Source organism: Streptomyces sp. NPDC058145 (assembly GCF_042884245.1).
Lineage (GTDB): Bacteria > Actinomycetota > Actinomycetes > Streptomycetales > Streptomycetaceae > Streptomyces.
The window spans coordinates 1-15,611 of the sequence record NZ_JBHVUH010000027.1 but is presented as its reverse complement, the minus strand read 5'-3'; the positions used below and the strand labels follow the sequence as shown (position 1 = coordinate 15,611).

Genomic DNA, 15,611 nt, shown 5'->3' with positions numbered 1-15,611 from the left:
GGTGATGGGCGGGCAGGGACAGTGCCGCGGGCCAGGTCGCCGGTCGCGGTAGTGCGGTGAGGCGGGCGAATGCGTTGATGAGTTCGTACCGCCAGGGCCATGTCACGGCGATCCGCAGGCGAAGGCGGCGGCCGCCGCGGGTGATGCGGGCGGCTGCGTGCAGCAGCCGGTAGCGCGGCTTCTTCGGCTCAGCGGTGGCCAACTCTCCTTCCAGCAGCAGGGTCTGGGGCCAGGCGAGCAGGTCGGTGGCGACCAGGGACAGCTCCAGCCATGCTTGGTTGAGGGTGAAGTGGCGGGAGGGGGAGCGGCCGAAGCCGGTGGTCTTTCCGCAGTGGATGCGGTCCTCGACACGTGCGTGTGCGCGGTGGCGGGCCTCCAGGTGCTGCAGTGAGCCTTCGCCGTAGAGGGTGTCGGTCAGAAAGAGCTGGTGGCGCATGCCCTCGTTGAGGTCGAACACGGACAGTTGGGCGCCGGGGTGCGGACGCTAGCGGCGGACGATGATCCGGGTGCCGTCGGGGTAGCCGTCCAGGTCGACCATGCCGGTCAGCTCGGCGACCTCGGCGCCGGCGCGGAGGGTGCTGTCTTGCTCCAGTGCGGGTGGTGGTCTTCTCCGTCGGTATCGGTCAGTGGCCCGACATCGGGCGCAGGCGCACGGGGACGGAGGCGTGTCCGTTGCTGATGAGACTCGGCAGCTTCTTCAGCGCGGTTCGCTCCGTGGCGAGTTGGACGTCGGGGAAGCGTTCGAAGAGCAGGCGCAGCGCGGTGGTGACTTCGAGTCGGGCCAGCGGGGCACCGAGGCAGAAGTGAACGCCGTGTCCGAAGGCGAGGTGTTCCTTGCTGGGGCGGGTGGCGTCGAAACGGTCGGCCTCCTTGTGCCAGTCGGGGTGGCGGTTGGCGGCGGCGTAGGAGGCAAGGATCGCCTCGCCGGCCTTGATTGTCTGGCCGTCGGGGAGCGGGATGTCGGTGCGGGCGTAGCGCAGGGGAAGGTGCTTGACCGCGGGCTGGTGGCGCAGGGTCTCCTCGACGACGTCCTGCCAGGTGCAGCGGCCTTCCCGGATGTGGGCGAGCTGCTGGGGATCGGTCAGCAGGGTGGTGATGGCCTGGTCGATCACGTTGACGGTGGTCTCGTATCCGGCGCTGATCACCAACAGGAGCGTGTCGCGTAGCTCGCCGTGGCTGAGGGCGGAGCCGTCTTCCTCGTCGCGGGTGGCGATCAGCAGCGAGGCCATGTCCTCACCGGGCTCAGTGCGCTTGGTCTCGATCAGGACGTCCAGCAGGCCGTAGAGGGCGGCGGTGTTCGCGGCCTGTTCCTCGACGGAGAGATGGGTGGCGAACACGTTGTCCACCACGGTGCGGAACTCGGCGCGCTGGTCGGCGGGGACGCCCACGAGCTTGCCGATGACAGCGATCGGGAGCGGGTAGGCGAGGTGCTCGCGCAGGTCGACCGTCCCGCCGGCCGGGAGGCCGTCGAGGATGCCGTCGACGAGGGCCTCGATGTCCGCCTGGAGGGCGGCGGTACGGCGGGCGGAGAGGGCGGGGGCAACCATGCGGCGCAGGCGGCTGTGATCCTTGCCGTAGGCGGTGAACATGTTCTCCACCGCGACCCACAGGGCCAGCGGCCAGGTGGTGACGGTCTCTGCGAAGGCCGGCCAGTGGGCGCGGCCGTCCTTGGAGACGTCCTTGCTGGTCAGGAGCTGCTTGAGGAGGGCCGGGTCGGAGACGGACCAGGCACGCACGCCGAGGATGTCCACCAGCGTCGCCGGGCCGCGCTCGCGCAGGGCCTGGTGTTCGGCGTCCGAGTCGGATCCGGTCGGGTCGAGGACGAGTATCTGCTGTTCGGACACGGTGAGGTCTCTTTCAGCTCGTGACGAAGGTGACGGGCAGGGCGACCAGGCAGCGGTGGAAGATTGAGCGGGACGCCAGACGACGTCGTCCCGGTGGCCGTCGAGGTCCATCACGGGCAGAGCGTCGACGACGTGGAGGATGGCGGCTTCGGCGACGAGGTACGCGTGCGATCTGGCCGGGCAGCTGTGCGGCCGGCTCCCCAGGTGAAGTGGGCCCGATTGCCCAGCGGCCGGTGGGATCCCAGGGTGGGGTCGTTGTTGCAGGCGGCGTGACTGATGACCACCGGCTGGTCGGCCGGAAGCAGGAAGCCGCCGATGTCGACCGGCCGGGTCGGGTAGGTCATCACGAAGTTCGCCAACGGGGGGTCGCGGTGCAGGACGCTGTCCAGTGCCTCGCGGACGGAGGCATCGCCTGCGTGCAGGTCTCCGGAGAACTCGGGTTTGGTGAGGGCGCTCGCCGGCGGAGATTTCGTCGATGCTGCTTTCGGGCAGGTAGCGGCGGGGTAGGCGATGCGGGCCTCGGTGTGCTCTGTCCACTCGGCGCCGATCCGGGCCGCGGCGTCGGACTCGATCAGCTCCTGCAGCATCCGCTCGGCCACACTCCGCACGAGTTCGAGTCGGTCCGCCGAACGTAGTGACTCCAGCAGGCGGGACAAGGCCACCGCGCACCTCCTGCGTTGAACTTCCGGTTTACCATGGAGAGTTGCACGGTGGCTGCCTCATGCGCAGGGAGCGGAGACCGTCACCGGATGCACGCCCCGGGCATCCGCCCGCGCACACCCGCACGGTAATCGGCTACACCATCACGCGGGAAGCCATCTCTGAGCGTGTCGTTGCACGCGATTCGATGACGTCCAGTGCGACTACGCCCGGCTGTTCCTCGCCTCTTGGACGCCGTTTTGCCGGAGCGGCAACAGGAGTGGCGTGACCGGGCCACGATGGGTGACGTTGGGCCCGTGACCGACAACATCACAGCGGGATCGCCCGCGTCTGACGCTTCCTTGCCTGGCGACGGATACGTCGGAGACCCCGCGGTGCGGGCGGAGTGGGACAACCGATACGCCGACCGACAACAGCTGTGGAGCGGCCAGCCCAACGGTGCGCTCGTGGCCGAGGTCGCCGGGCTCACGCCCGGGCGGGTGCTCGACGTCGGCTGCGGCGAGGGCGCGGACGCCGTCTGGCTCGCGCGCGGCGGCTGGGACGTGACCGCGCTCGAGGTCTCGGGCGTGGCGCTGGAGCGGGCGGCCGGGCACGCGCGGGACGCAGGTGTCGCCGTTCGCTGGGTACACGCCGCGCTGACGGAAGCGGCGCTCCCGTCGGCCTCCTTCGACCTGGTCTCCGCGCAGTATCCAGCCCTGCTGCGCACCCCCGACGCCGCAGCCGAGCGAGTGCTGCTCACGGCCGTCGCGCCCGGCGGCGTGCTGCTGCTCGTCCACCACGCGGGGATGGACACCCAGCAGGCGCACGACGGCGGCTTCGACCCGGCTGACTACGTCTGGCCCTCGATGGTCGCCGCCCTGCTCACCGACGATTGGAAGGTGGAGGTGAACGAGCAGCGACCACGCGTGGCACCCGACGGCGGCGCCGGCGCGCACCATACCGACGACCTGGTGCTGCGTGCGCGACGGCTGCGCTGAGCCCCTCCGCCCACAGCAGGCCCGGCATCTGGGCAGACTGGATGACCGAGCCACCGAAACCGGCTGCGGCCTCTCAGAGGGTGGTATGAGAGTGCATAGGTGATTTGGCGTCATCTGAATGTGTGGCAGTGCGGTATCCCGGCCGGTCGGCGGCCATGGGCATGTTGGGCTGGTTGCTGTGAGCGAGCGCAAGTCCTACAAGACCGACCTGTCCGATGAGCAGTGGTCACTGGTCGAGCCGGTGATCACCACGTGGAAGGCCGCGCACCGCTCGGTCAGCGGTCACCAGGGCCCGTATGCGATGCGGGAGATCGTCAACGCGCTGCTCCACCAGGGCCGCACCGGCTGCCAGTGGGACCTGCTGCCGCACGACCTGCCGCCGCGCGGTGCGGTGATGTACTACTTCACCAGGTGGCGCGATGACGGCACCGACCGGACCATTCACGACCTGCTGCGCTGGCAGGTGCGGGAGAAGGCGCGGCGGAAGGCGGACCGAATCTGGTGGTGCTCGACACCCAGAGCGTGCACGCGGCGGCCGGGGTGCCCGCGCAGTCGACGGGGCGTGATGCGGCAAAAAAAGTACCGGGCCGCAAGCGCGGCCTGGCCGTTGACGTCCTGGGGCTGGTGATCGCGGTGGTCGTGGTGGCCGCGTCGGTGCACGACAACGCCGCCGGCATCGCGCTGCTGGACAAGGTCGCCGCCGACACCGACACCGTGCAGAAGGCCCTGGTCGACCAAGGCTTCAAGAACGCCGTCGTCGCGCACGGGGAGAAGGTGGGCATCGAGGTGGAGATCGTCGAGCGCAACCCGGCGCAGACCGGGTTCGTACCGATCCCCAAGCGGTGGATCGTGGAGCGCGCCTACGGGATCTTGATGCTGCACCGCAGGCTGGTGCGCGACTACGAGCACGAGCCCCGCACCTCCGAGTCGCGGGTGTACTGGGCGATGACCGCGGTGATACTGCGCCGGCTGACCGGTGCCACCGCTGCGGCCTGGCGGAGCACATGACCGGCGGGGAGCTGACGCTCGGGGCGGTGCTGGCCAGGCTGGAGGAGCGCGAGCGGGAACTCGCCGCGCAGGCCGAGGCGGCCAAGGAGCGGATCGCGGAACTCTCCGCGCAACTGGAGGAGCTTCACCAAACCGCCGAGGAGGTCCGGATCACCCGCAAAACGCTGCTGGAGCTGTCCGAGCCGACCCCGCCTGCGCCGCCGAAGCTGCGGACCATCCGGCCTACCAGCAGATCATGGCGGTGTTCACCGCGGCCTGACGGCCCGCTGCAGGCCCGGCAGGTGTGCGAGGCGATGGACCTGCCGATCGCACCCAACACCCTCAACAACACCCGCCTGAAGCTCAAGCGCCTCGCCGAGCGCGGGATCCTGGTCGAGACCGAGCAGGGCTTGTTCACCCAGCCGCGGCCGTAAGCCGCCCGGCGACGTCACGGCCAGCCCGCACACTCCTCCCGAAAGCGCGAAACGGACATCAAGTCACGTACCGCCCTCTCGGTGGGCGTTTAGGGAAAGAATGTGGTGATAAGTCGCTCCTGCAACCAACCAACAGCGGGGTGATTTGCGCCCTATTTTCGTCTTCGTGGGCTTCTGGGCGTCAGCCTGTGTGTCCGCTTGACTACTGATCGGCACTGGATTCCGTCTGCCTTAGCAATGGGGCGGAAGATTGCCATCAGTGCGGACCCTCCAGGCATCCCAGGTTGCGCGCGCTGGCGGCGAATACGGCAAAGCGGGCCGAAATGCCCATCGCGAACCAACATTAAACGCCCACTCAGAGGTCAGAGTGAGTCTGACGTCGCTCAGCCATCCCGGGTACAGGGTTTCCGGGACTTCGGATCTGCAGGGAGCAGATCCACCTCGCCGCGGGTGAGTTCCCGGTCGCCGATGATGTTGCACAGCTCGCGGTACCACCGACCTGGCGCCAGTTGGAGAGGTCCGCCGGTGCCGTCGGGGCCGACGTGGAGCACGGTGCTGCCGTCCGCCGAGGCGGCCAGGAACGAGTGCTGCCCGTCGAGTGCGCTGTCGCGCGGGCCGGTGAACGAGTAGAACGACTCGTAGCCGGGCTCGCCGATCCGGTAGACGCGTACGGTGTTGTTCGCGGCGACGAGGTAGCGGCCCTCGCCCTCAAGGAATTCGACGGCGAACGGCGTGCCCGCCGACTCGGCGAGGCTGCGCAGGGGGCCGATCTCCTTGTGCGGCGGGTCGCCACGCCGCCACAGTTCCAACACCGAGCCCCTGCGCAGGATCGCGAAGTACTCGCCCTTGGCGTCGAACTGGGTGGCGAGGATGTCGTCGCCGGTCTTCACCGTCTCGGTGACGCGCCCGGTGGTGATGTCGACGACATGGATGCCGGGCCGGTCCAGGACGATGACGGCGACGCGGTTCGCCACCGGGTAGGGGCCGATCATCACCTCCGCGTCCTTGGCTCCTCCGGCTCGGGAGCGGACCGTCGCGGCGTCGAAGCGCGCGAGTCGCCGGCCGGTGCGCGGATCCCATTGCTCGACGATGTTTCCCGAAGCCGTGATCAGTTTCCCGCCGCGGTCGAAGAAGTAGCCGAAATCGTAGTTCGGGTGCTTGCTGCTGCCCTTGTCGTCGTCGATCTCGATGTCCCCGATCGACGGGGTGGAGTCATCGAGTCGGGGAGGTTCGGCGGTGGTGACGGTGGTGGTGCGGCGCAGCGTGGTGGCGTCGCGAACGGTGACGATGTTCGCGCCCTCGCGGTCGGCGACGAGCCGTCCGGTGCGGTCGAGGGCGAGGGGTTCGGAGGCTTCGGGTACCCAGTAGGGCTTGCGGCGCGGTACATCGGCGAGCACGCGGGCGCTGTCCTCGCGTGCGTGGTGCCGTTGCATGCGCGAGCCGTCCGCCAGGACGGTGATCGTGTACTTGCCGTCGTGCGTGAGGAGTTCCTGGGCGACCTCGACGAACCAGTTTCCGGGGCGCAGTTGGACGAAACCGATCATCGACTCGTTGTGGCGGACGTAGTAGAGCCTGCCGCCGGACTCCGCGAGCCATGGGCTGCTCTTGGCGAGCGAGGAGGTCGAGTCGGGCAGGCTGTTGCGGGAGAGGACCTTGCCGTCGCGCATGTCGACGACGGTGAGGCCCTTGAGGGAGCTGAGAGCGACACGAAGGCCGGAGCTGTCGAGGGACTGCACGGAGCAGATGGTGGATGCGAAGTCCTTGTTCTTCTCCCTGTAGGCGTAGCCCTCTCGCGAGCCGTCGCGGACCCGGTGGACGGTGACCTCGGTGGTCTTGCCCCGCACGTGGCACAGGACGACTCGGGTCCGGTCGCCGGAGATGCGGATCTGGTCGGCGTCGGCGCGTACCACGAGCCAGCTCCTGCCGGTCTTGAGGTCGAGGGCGAGCAGGCTGCCCTTCTCGCCCTGCCCGAAGTCGCGGAACCGCTTGTAGACGGGGACCAGCAACGTCCGGTCGTCGGGGGCCGGCCACATCTTGAACTCGAGGCCCTTGGGCGCCGGAAGGTTCCCGGCGAGGATGCCGTGCGGGCCGTTGTCCAGGTTCCACCAGATGATGCGTTTGCGCACGTGGGCGACCATGATCGTGCCGTCGAGGGACATCGCGGGGGTTACGGTGTCGCTCCAGTTCGTGCCGATGCCGGGGGCGTCGGGGAGCCGGTGCAGCGGCCCGACGGGCTGCTTCGCGTCGGGGTGCACCTCGAACCACACGGCCTTGCCGTCGTACTGAACGTAGGCGGCGCGTCTCCCGTCGGCGGACACCATGACGTACTGGACCTTGTCGGTGGATGGCACCCGCACGGTGCGCAGCGGTCCGGTCAGGGAGTGCACGAACAGGGTGGCGCCGGAGCGCTTGGCCGCCCCGAGGACCACGTCGCCGTCACGGCTCTTGTCGAAGACGGTGTCGCCGAGCTCGCCGGAGAGCACCCGGTCGTAGTCCTTGTACTGAAGGTACTGGCGCAGCAGTTCGTTCTTGGCCTCCTGTGTGGGGGACATGTCGTACGCGGCGAGGGAGAGCAACGCGGCGCGGGCCGGGTCGGTGACAGTCGACTCCGGCGCGGCCTGGGCGAGGGCACGGGAGGCACCGAGGGCGGCGCGTTCCTGGCTGCTGCGGCGTTCGACGACATAGAGCATGCCGAGCACCAGAGCGAACGCCAGGGCCGCGGCCAGACCGGAGAACAGGGCTCGCCGCCGGCGGGCGCGGGCACGGCGGTGGGTCCGGCCGGCCCTCAGGTAGTCCCGCTCCGCCTCGCTCAGGACCGCGGCACGCTCCGGGAGCCACTGTTCGGCGCCGGCTACCGCCGCGGAGGTCGGCAGGTGTTCGGGGGCACGGTCCGCCTCCTGCCAGCGCTCCATTTCGTGCTGCACGGTCTCCCGCCAGCCGAGGAAGGACCTGTTCTCGGCCACCCACGCGGCGAGCTTGTCCCACTCGCCGATCAGCGCCTCGTGCGTGAGCTCCACGGTCTCGGTGCCTTCGGCGCTGCGGTCGGTGACGAGCAGCCGGGTGTGCGCGGCGATGCGCTGGGCGATGCGCCACTGGTCCTCGTCGAGGTCGTCGCGCCGAGCGAGGCGCCGGGTGGCCGCAGCGGCACCGAGCGGCAACCGGACGAGCTGGGTGAACAGCCGGCGGGCGGTTGCCTCGTCGTCCGGCGGCACGTGTTCGGCCCAGACCCGGTCGGCGTGGTTGCCGAGCGCGCCGGTGACACCGCCGAGTTCATCGTACGCGCGGTGGGTGAGCACGCCGTCCTCCTGCCCCTGCCAGAGCAGGTCGAGGGTGAGGGCGAGGAGCGGCAGCGCGCCTGGTTCGGTGCCAGTGTCGGCGAGGATGCGCTCGGCGAGATGGGGCTCGTAGGAGACGCCGGGGAGGCGTTCGACGGGGGTGGTGACAATGTCGCGCAGTCCGTCCTCGCCGAGCGGCCCGAGGGCGTGCAGGTGCCGACCGGTGACGGGTCCGAGGTGTGTGTGACCGAGGACGGGTTCGAGGAAGTCGGCGCGCAGGGTGGCGAGTACGCGGACGGCGGCCGGCAGGGCTTCTTCGGCGAACAGCACGTCGGCCAGTTCGCGCACGGCGTCCGGGGGCTGCGACAGCAGCTCTTCCAACTGATCGACGATCACGAGCAGTCGACTGCCACCCTGGACTTCGAGCAGGCGGTCGATCGTGTCCGCGAGGCCGCGGTGGCGCAGTTGGCCGGACAGTTCGGGCAGGCGTGCCAGTCGTCGGGTCTCGGGCAGGTCGGGTTCCAGCAGCGGCAGCAGTGCGGAGGCGAGGGCCGTGAGGGGGCTGCTCCCGGACGCGGGCCGCAGGACGACGACGCAAGCCTCACGCGCTCGCAGCCGTGGCGCCACACCGGCGAGCGCCAGCGACGACTTGCCGGAACCCGATGGGCCCACGACGGTGACCCATTGCCGGTCGTCGAGCGCCCGGGCGATGCCGTCGCTCTCGTTCCGCCTGCCGTGGAAGACCGCCGCGTCGGCCTCCTCGAAGGCGGCGAGTCCGCGGAACGGCGCGGGCGGCCGCACGAGTGGGCCCAGTTCGGGCCAGGCGGCCACCAGACCCCTGGTGGGAATCAGGTAACTGACGGGCGGCTGACCGGACTCCGCCACCGCGACCATGCCGACCACACCCGACAGACCGTCGTCCCACACCGGCCCACCGCTGAAGCCCCGCGACACCGGGTAACCGTCACCGGCGAGATCGGCCTGCATCCAGCCGTCGGCCTGCCGCCCCCTCAGCACACCCGCGTGCCACACCCCGCCGGGGCGCCCGGCCGGCAGTCCGAAGGCCCGCACCCTGTGCCCCCAAAGCCCGTCCACGGCATCGTCGGAGGAGGAGTCGGCCGACTCGTCCGCGTCGACCAACCGCACGGGTCCCGCACCGGGCAACGGAGCCGCGAACCGCAGCACGGCGACATCGGCGGTACCGGAAGCCGCACCGCCCGGCCCCCACGGCGGCACCCACAGTACGACGGTCGCGTCCGCATGCGGCACGGTGGGCACGAGAGGCAGGTCGACCGACAGGCGCGCGCCGGGTTCCGGTGGTGCGTCGGCCGACGTGCCGAGGGCGGCGGAGACCACGTGCGCGCAGGTCAGGGCGACCGTGTCGGACACCAGGAAGCCCACGCCGACGGGTTGCCGCCGTGCGTTCAGGATGCGTAGCAGCGCTCTGTCCAGGACCTTCGGGCCCATGGCCGCCGACTGCCGTTCCGGTCCCCGCGCCGACTTCATCGCGCCGCCCGGTCCGACGGACGACTCCAGGTCAGGGGCACCGTGAAGCCGGCCTGCGCGGTGGTCCGGGAGATCCCCAGGTCCGCGCCGGCGGCGAGGGCCGGGCCGCGCGGTGCGACAGCCCCGGCGCCACCGGGCGCGCACATGGGTGGTTCGACCGGATACGCCATGCGTCCCCCTCGCTCGGACCTCGTCGTCCATGCTCGCCGGTCAACACCCGGCACTACGGGCATAGTTGCCATGTCTTCGCCTCCGCCGGGAGGTTGTCGCGTTCGTCCGCCGTGAACGCGCGGTCTCCGACGATGCGGCACAACTCCCGCTTCCACAGCTCCGGGTCGAGGACGAGGGCGCTGGCGGTCTTGTCAAAGGCGGCGTGGAGCACGGTCCTGCCGTCCTCGGACACGTCCGGGAACGAGTAGTCCCCCGTCCTGAGGGTCGAATCGGCGAACAGGTACGCGTCGCCGTAGCTCCGCTCGCCGATCCGGTAGGTGCGTACGGCGTTGTCCGCGGCGATCAGGAAGCGGCCGTCGTCGAGGAAGACGGCGCGGTACGCGTCGGCGCTGCTCTCGCCGACGGTGCTCAGCGGGCCGATCACCTTGCGTCCGGGGTCGCCGCGCTGCCACACCTCGAGTCCCGTCTCACGGCGCATGACCGCGAAGTACCGTCCGTCGGGACTGAATTCGGCGGAGAGGACATCCCCCTCGGTGGGCACGCGGGCTGTGACGCGTCCGTCCGTGATGTCGACGACGCGGATGCCGCGCTGCCCCCGCACGATCACGGAGACCTGGTTCCGGTCCGGATACGGGGCGATCGTCACGAGCGCGTCCGGGTCATCGCCGGGGCGCAGCGCGCCGGCGTCGAAGCGGGCGGTCTGCCGGCCCGTTCGCGGATCCCACTGCTGGACGACGGTGCCGGAGACCGTCAGCAGGCGGCCGGTGTGGTCGAAGAAGTAGCGGAACTCGTACTGCTGGAAGTGCCAGCTGAGCGCCCCACTGACGTCCAGGTCCCGGACCCAATGGGTGCCGGGCCGGGTCTTCGGCGGCCGGACGGCGGTCACGGTGGTCACCTTCCGCAGCGTCGACGTGTCCCGGACGACCACCGTGTCGGCGGACTCGCGGTCGGCGACGAGCCTGCCGGTGCCGTCGAAGACGGGCAGGTCGGGCTGGTCGGGCACCCAGTACGGCTTCGCCCGGGACGCCTCCGCGAAGACCTGTCCTCTCCGCCCCGGGTCGGCCGGGCGCAGTTCCATGCGGGAGCCGTCCTCCAGGACGGTGATCGTCCGCTTCCCGTCGGCGGTGAGCCGCTGCTGAGCGACCTCGGGCAGTCGTCTGCCCGGTGTCAGTCCCAGGAAGGTGATCATCGACTCCTGTTGGCTCACGTAGTAGAGCCTGCCGTGCGACTCCGCAAGGAGGTCCGCGGGCATGGACTGTGCGCCGGATCGCGGCAGCGGCGACCAGGAGATCGTCTCGCTCCTGTTCAGGTCCACGACGCGCAGTCCTTCACCCCAGGGGAGCGAGACGCGCCGCCCGGTCGCGTCGACGGCGTCCACCGTACATATGTCAGTGACATACGCCTTGTCCTGCTCGCGGTAGGGGCGGCCGATCCCGGCGCCGTCGGAGGTCCGGTGACGGCTGACGACGGTGTGCTTGCCCTCCGCTCGGCACACGACCGCGGTGCGGCGGTCACCGGACACGAGGATCTCCTTGGCCTCGGAGAGGAGTTGCGTGACGCGGCCGGTGCCCATGTCCACGGACTTCAGCGCCTGCGCGCCCGACGCCGTGTAGACCTTCGTCAGCAGCGTCCGCCCGTCCGGGCCGAGCCACAGGGCGGTGTTCATGTCGTGGGGTGCGGGCACCTCACCGGCGAGGGTGCCACGGTCCAGGTTCCACCACACCAGGCGGCCTCGGACGCGCGCAGCGAGGACACGGCCGTCCGCCGACATCGCGGGGCGCACCGAGGATTCCCAGCTGACGTTGCTGCCGCCCGGCGCGTCGGGCAGCCGGTGCATCGGGCCGAGCAGGCCTGCGGCGCCGGTGTCTGCCTCGAACCACACGGCCCTGCCGTCCGCCTGGACGTAGGCGCCGCGCCTGCCGTCCGCGGACACCGCGACTCCCTGGACCTGCCCGGTTGAGGGCACCTGGGCGCTGCGCACCGGACCGGAGGTGGCGCCGACGTACAGGACGGCCCGGCCCAGTTTCGAGGTGGCCAGCACGACGTCGCCGGTCGCACTGGTGGTGACCTCCCGGACCGTGCCCAGCACACCGGACAGTACCCGGTCGTAGTCCTTGAAGCGCAGGTACTGCCGCAGGAGCGCGTTGCGGGCCTCCGGCGTCGGCGCCGTGCGGTAGGCGGCAAGTGCCTTCAGCACGCTGAGGGCGGGTTCCGTGCGTACGTCGTCCTCCGCAGCCACAGCGAGAGCGCGGGAGGCGGCTTCCGCCGCGCGTCTCCGGCTCTCCTCCCGCGTGGCGTAGAGCGACGACAGTGCCACCAGGACCAGTGCCACGACGAGACCGACGGCCGAGAGCACCGTCCGCCGCCGACGGACCCTCGCGCGGCGGTGGGCGCGGCCGGCGTCCAGGTAGCGCCGTTCGGTATCCGTCAGTTCTTCGCCGCGTTCGCTCAGCCACTGTTCGGACCGGGCGAGCTGCAGGGGCGTCGGAAGCAACTGCGAGGGACGCTCGGCGTGCTCCCAGCGGTCCATGTCCTGCTGCAGAGCGGCCCGCCACTCCAGGAAGGCACGGTCCCCGGTGGTCCAGTCGGCCAGTTTGCCCCAGTCGCTGATCAGCGCCTCGTGCGCGAGTTCCACGGTCTCGGTGCCCTCGACGTCGCGGCCGGTCACCAACAGCCTCGTCCCCGCGAGCCGTTGCGCGACCCTCCACTCCTCGGCGCGCAGTTCGGTGCGCAACGCCATCCGCCGGATGGGCGCGGGCGTGCCGACCGGGACCCGGACGAGCCGGGTGAACAGCCGCCTGGCCGCTTCTTCGTCCCCGGGCGGCACGCACGCTTCCCAGACCCGGTCGGCGTGTTCGCCCAACGCGCCGGTCACACCGCCAAGCTCCTCGTACGCCCGGTGCGTCAGCAGGCCGCCCTGCTGCCGCTGCCACAGCAGGTCGAGAGTGAGGCCAAGGAGCGGCAGCCGACCCGGCCCCGGGTCGGTGTCGGCGAGGATGCGCTCGGCGAGATGGGGTTCGTAGAACACACCCGGGACGGCCTCCACGGGCACGGTCACGATCTCGCGCAGGCATTCCGGGGCCGGCGGGGCGAGCGCGTGCAGGTGTCCGCCGATCTCCGGGCCGAACCGCGGATGGGCCAGCACCTGCTCCAGGAAGTCGGCGCGCAACGTGATCAGTACGCGGACAGTGCCGGGCAGCGAGTCGCCCGTGAGCAGGTCGGCCAGCTCGTCGACAGCGTCCGGTTCCAGGCCGAGGACCTCCTCGAATTGGTCGACCACGAGGAGCAGTCGGCTGCCGCGCCTCAGCTGGAGCAGCCGGGCCACGAGGTCCGCCGGGCCGTGGCGGCGCAGCACTTCGACGAGTTCCGTGATCCGCTGGGGGCGCTCGGCCTCGGGCAAGCCGGGCTCCAGCAGCGGCAGCACCGCCGCCGCGAAGGCAGTGAGCGGGCTACTGCCGGGAGTCGGCCTCACCACCGCCACCTGGGCGCCTTCCGCGCGCAGCCGGGGCACCACGCCGGCCAGGGCCAGCGACGATTTGCCGGATCCCGACGGCCCCACGACGGTGACCAGGCGCTCGGCGGCCAGTGCCCGCGCCACGTCGTCGCTTTCGGCCCGCCTGCCGTGGAAGATCGCCGCGTCCGTTTCCTGGAATGCCGAGAGAGCCCGGAACGGCGACGGCGGCAGCGTGACCGCGCGCAGCTCGGGCCGCGCGGCCAACAGTCCGCCGGTGGGTATCAGGTAACTGACGGGCGGTTGTCCGGACTCGGCCACCGTGACCATGCCGACGACACCTGACAGCCGATCGTCCCATACCGGGCCGCCGCTGAAGCCCCGGGACACCGGATACCCGTTGCCGGCGAGATCGGCCTGCACCCAGCCGTCGGCCTGCCGACCCCGCAACACCCCCGCGTGCCAGACCCCGCCGGGACGGCCGACGGGCAGCCCGAACGCCCGCATCGGGTGCCCCCACAACTCGTCCGCGTGCACCAAACGCACCGGTGCCGCTCCCGGAAGCGGCGTCTGCAGCCGAAGCACGGCCACGTCGGCGGGCTCGACGACATCGTCGCGCGTGGCGGGCATAGAGGACTCGGCGCGCGCGGAGGGCACCGAGGATCCCCCGTTGGGTGTCCGCGGCGGCACCCAGTGCTCGACACCGGCCGTCGTCGCAGGCGTGCCGCCGTCGGGCTGCGGAGCGGGCAGGAGGGGAAGGTCGACCTGGATCCGGGCGGAAGCGGGAGGCGCCGCGTCCCCCGTCGTGCCCAGGGCCGCATGAACCACGTGCGCGCAGGTCAGGGCGAGCGTGTCGGAGACCAGGAAGGCGACGCCGACGGGCTGCCCACGGCCGTCGAGGACACGCAGTACGGCCGCGTCCAGGGACTGCGGGCCCGTACCCACCGTACGCTCGGGCGGTAACGCGGGCACTGTCATCCCGCGGCGTCCGCTGCCGGTTCGCCGGACGACTCATTGCGCCAGGTCAGGGTGACCTTGAAGTTGGCCTGTCCGGTCGTCCGGGAGATCACCACGTCCGCCTCGGCCGACAGGGACAGGCCGAACTCGACGCCGATCTCGTCGGGTTGCCGTGCCATGTCGCGGAATCCGTCGACGAAGTTCTCCGCGACCGGCCGGATCCCGGCGAGCATGTCGTTCAGCGACCGGGTCGCCCGCGCCACGACCTGCCCGGGACGGGCGACCTGCACCAGCCCGTCCGCGACCTCGTCGATCTGGACCTTGATGATGCCGGTCGCATCCGACGGAGCGGATCCCGCCCCCTCGCCACCCGCTCCCGCGCCGCCCGCCCCGGAAACGGGCAACTCGACCAGGTACGCCATGCTTCCCCCTTCGCGACACCTGCCACGCCAGCTTCGTACACTACCGATTCGACGGCCTGTCGGGACCGGATCGTCTCGCAGCGCTGCGGATTTGACGGCACGTCAGTAGGAACTGAAATCTCACTCCCGGCAATTCGGATGAGCGCAGAACCTCACCCCGCAGGACCAGAGACCAGCACCGCGCTCCAACATCCAGCAGGCGTGCTCACGTCCAGTCGATGCCCAGTTTCCGTAGCGCGTCCAGCTGTTCTTCGGTGAGTTTGTCGCGGCGGGTCTTGGTGTTGGTGATCCATACGCCCAGTTTGACGATTACCGGCGCTGCCTCGCCCGCCATCGTGATCTCCTCCGAGTGGCCCTTGGGGATACGGTGGTGGCCTTCGCGGGCGACGTACTGTGCGAGGGCCACGAGGCCGCGTTGGAATGCCTGGTGTCTCTTGCTCGGGCTGTTCGCCGTGCGGTTGGCTGTCGGGGCGGAAGACGCGGCCTCAGTGGGCTGTACGCCCAGCGTGGACAGCCGGTCCTGCTGCTCGGGTAGAGCCGCGACCAGGTGCTCGGCTGTTTTTGCTGCTGGAGCCATCGTCCGATGTCGTCGCCGTCCATCCTGATCTTGCGTGGGTATCCCCGGCTTCAGCCGGGGAGGGGATCGCATCCTCGCACCGGAGGCGCGCAGCGCCGGAGTTCGCTCCGCCTCCGGGGTGACGGTCAGACAGGCCGCTTCTGTCCCTCGATGTACTGGCGGACGACGCTGAGCGGTGCACCGCCGCACGATGCCGCGAAGTAGGACCGGGACCAGAAGACGGAGCCCAGGCCAATGCGGTTGATGCGGCCGGTCTACTCGGCGCGCAGGTAGCGGGAGCTGACGCCTTTGAGGCTGTTGATCAGCTTGGGCAGGGCGACCTTCGGCGGGTAGTGCACGAGCAGGTGTAC

The 15,611-nt window shown here is 70.6% G+C and carries 8 protein-coding genes and 3 pseudogenes; 3 read left to right on the top strand and 8 right to left on the bottom strand.

All coding sequences use genetic code 11. From position 1 onward, the window contains the following. Positions 1-40: 40 nt before the first annotated feature. From ACFVVO_RS36555 to ACFVVO_RS36545, 3 genes and pseudogenes are all read right to left on the bottom strand, one after another. Positions 41-574, bottom strand: a pseudogene (locus tag ACFVVO_RS36555) (transposase); the annotation flags it as partial. 49 nt (positions 575-623) lie between these two features. Next, positions 624-1,844, bottom strand: coding sequence for a cytochrome P450 (locus ACFVVO_RS36550; RefSeq protein WP_390060962.1), 1,221 nt, complete (start codon positions 1,842-1,844; stop codon positions 624-626). A gap of 110 nt (positions 1,845-1,954) precedes the next feature. Continuing rightward, positions 1,955-2,506, bottom strand: coding sequence for a hypothetical protein (locus ACFVVO_RS36545; RefSeq protein WP_390060960.1), 552 nt, complete (start codon positions 2,504-2,506; stop codon positions 1,955-1,957). 294 nt (positions 2,507-2,800) lie between these two features. Here ACFVVO_RS36545 and ACFVVO_RS36540 point away from each other — a divergent pair, with 294 nt between their 5' ends. From ACFVVO_RS36540 to ACFVVO_RS36530, 3 genes and pseudogenes are all read left to right on the top strand, one after another. Next, entirely contained in the window at positions 2,801-3,481 is a 681-nt protein-coding gene (locus ACFVVO_RS36540; protein ID WP_390060959.1) for a class I SAM-dependent methyltransferase, read from the top strand. A gap of 178 nt (positions 3,482-3,659) precedes the next feature. Then, positions 3,660-4,489, top strand: a pseudogene (locus ACFVVO_RS36535) (IS5 family transposase). Further along, positions 4,486-4,902, top strand: coding sequence for a hypothetical protein (locus ACFVVO_RS36530; protein ID WP_390060958.1), 417 nt, complete (start codon positions 4,486-4,488; stop codon positions 4,900-4,902). The pseudogene ACFVVO_RS36535 and the gene ACFVVO_RS36530 overlap by 4 nt, the downstream one beginning before the upstream one ends. A 383-nt stretch (positions 4,903-5,285) precedes the next feature. Here the strand turns inward: ACFVVO_RS36530 and ACFVVO_RS36525 are convergent, their stop codons facing one another. The 5 genes and pseudogenes from ACFVVO_RS36525 to tnpA all read right to left on the bottom strand — a co-directional run. Next, entirely contained in the window at positions 5,286-9,683 is a 4,398-nt protein-coding gene (locus ACFVVO_RS36525; RefSeq protein ID WP_390060956.1) for a trypsin-like peptidase domain-containing protein, read from the bottom strand. Between the two features lie 223 nt (positions 9,684-9,906). Continuing rightward, positions 9,907-14,283, bottom strand: a complete 4,377-nt coding sequence (locus tag ACFVVO_RS36520) for a trypsin-like peptidase domain-containing protein (protein WP_390060954.1) — start codon at positions 14,281-14,283, stop codon at positions 9,907-9,909. Then, on the bottom strand, positions 14,280-14,684 hold the full coding sequence (locus tag ACFVVO_RS36515) for a CU044_2847 family protein (protein ID WP_359556435.1): 405 nt from the start codon (positions 14,682-14,684) through the stop codon (positions 14,280-14,282). The genes ACFVVO_RS36520 and ACFVVO_RS36515 overlap by 4 nt, the downstream gene beginning before the upstream one ends. 205 nt (positions 14,685-14,889) lie before the next feature. After that, the gene (locus ACFVVO_RS36510) at positions 14,890-15,261 is read right to left on the bottom strand and encodes a helicase associated domain-containing protein (RefSeq protein WP_390060952.1); all 372 of its coding nucleotides are present in this window, start codon (positions 15,259-15,261) and stop codon (positions 14,890-14,892) included. Positions 15,262-15,386: 125 nt separating this feature from the next. Next, positions 15,387-15,611: pseudogene (tnpA, locus tag ACFVVO_RS36505) on the bottom strand (IS200/IS605 family transposase); the annotation flags it as partial.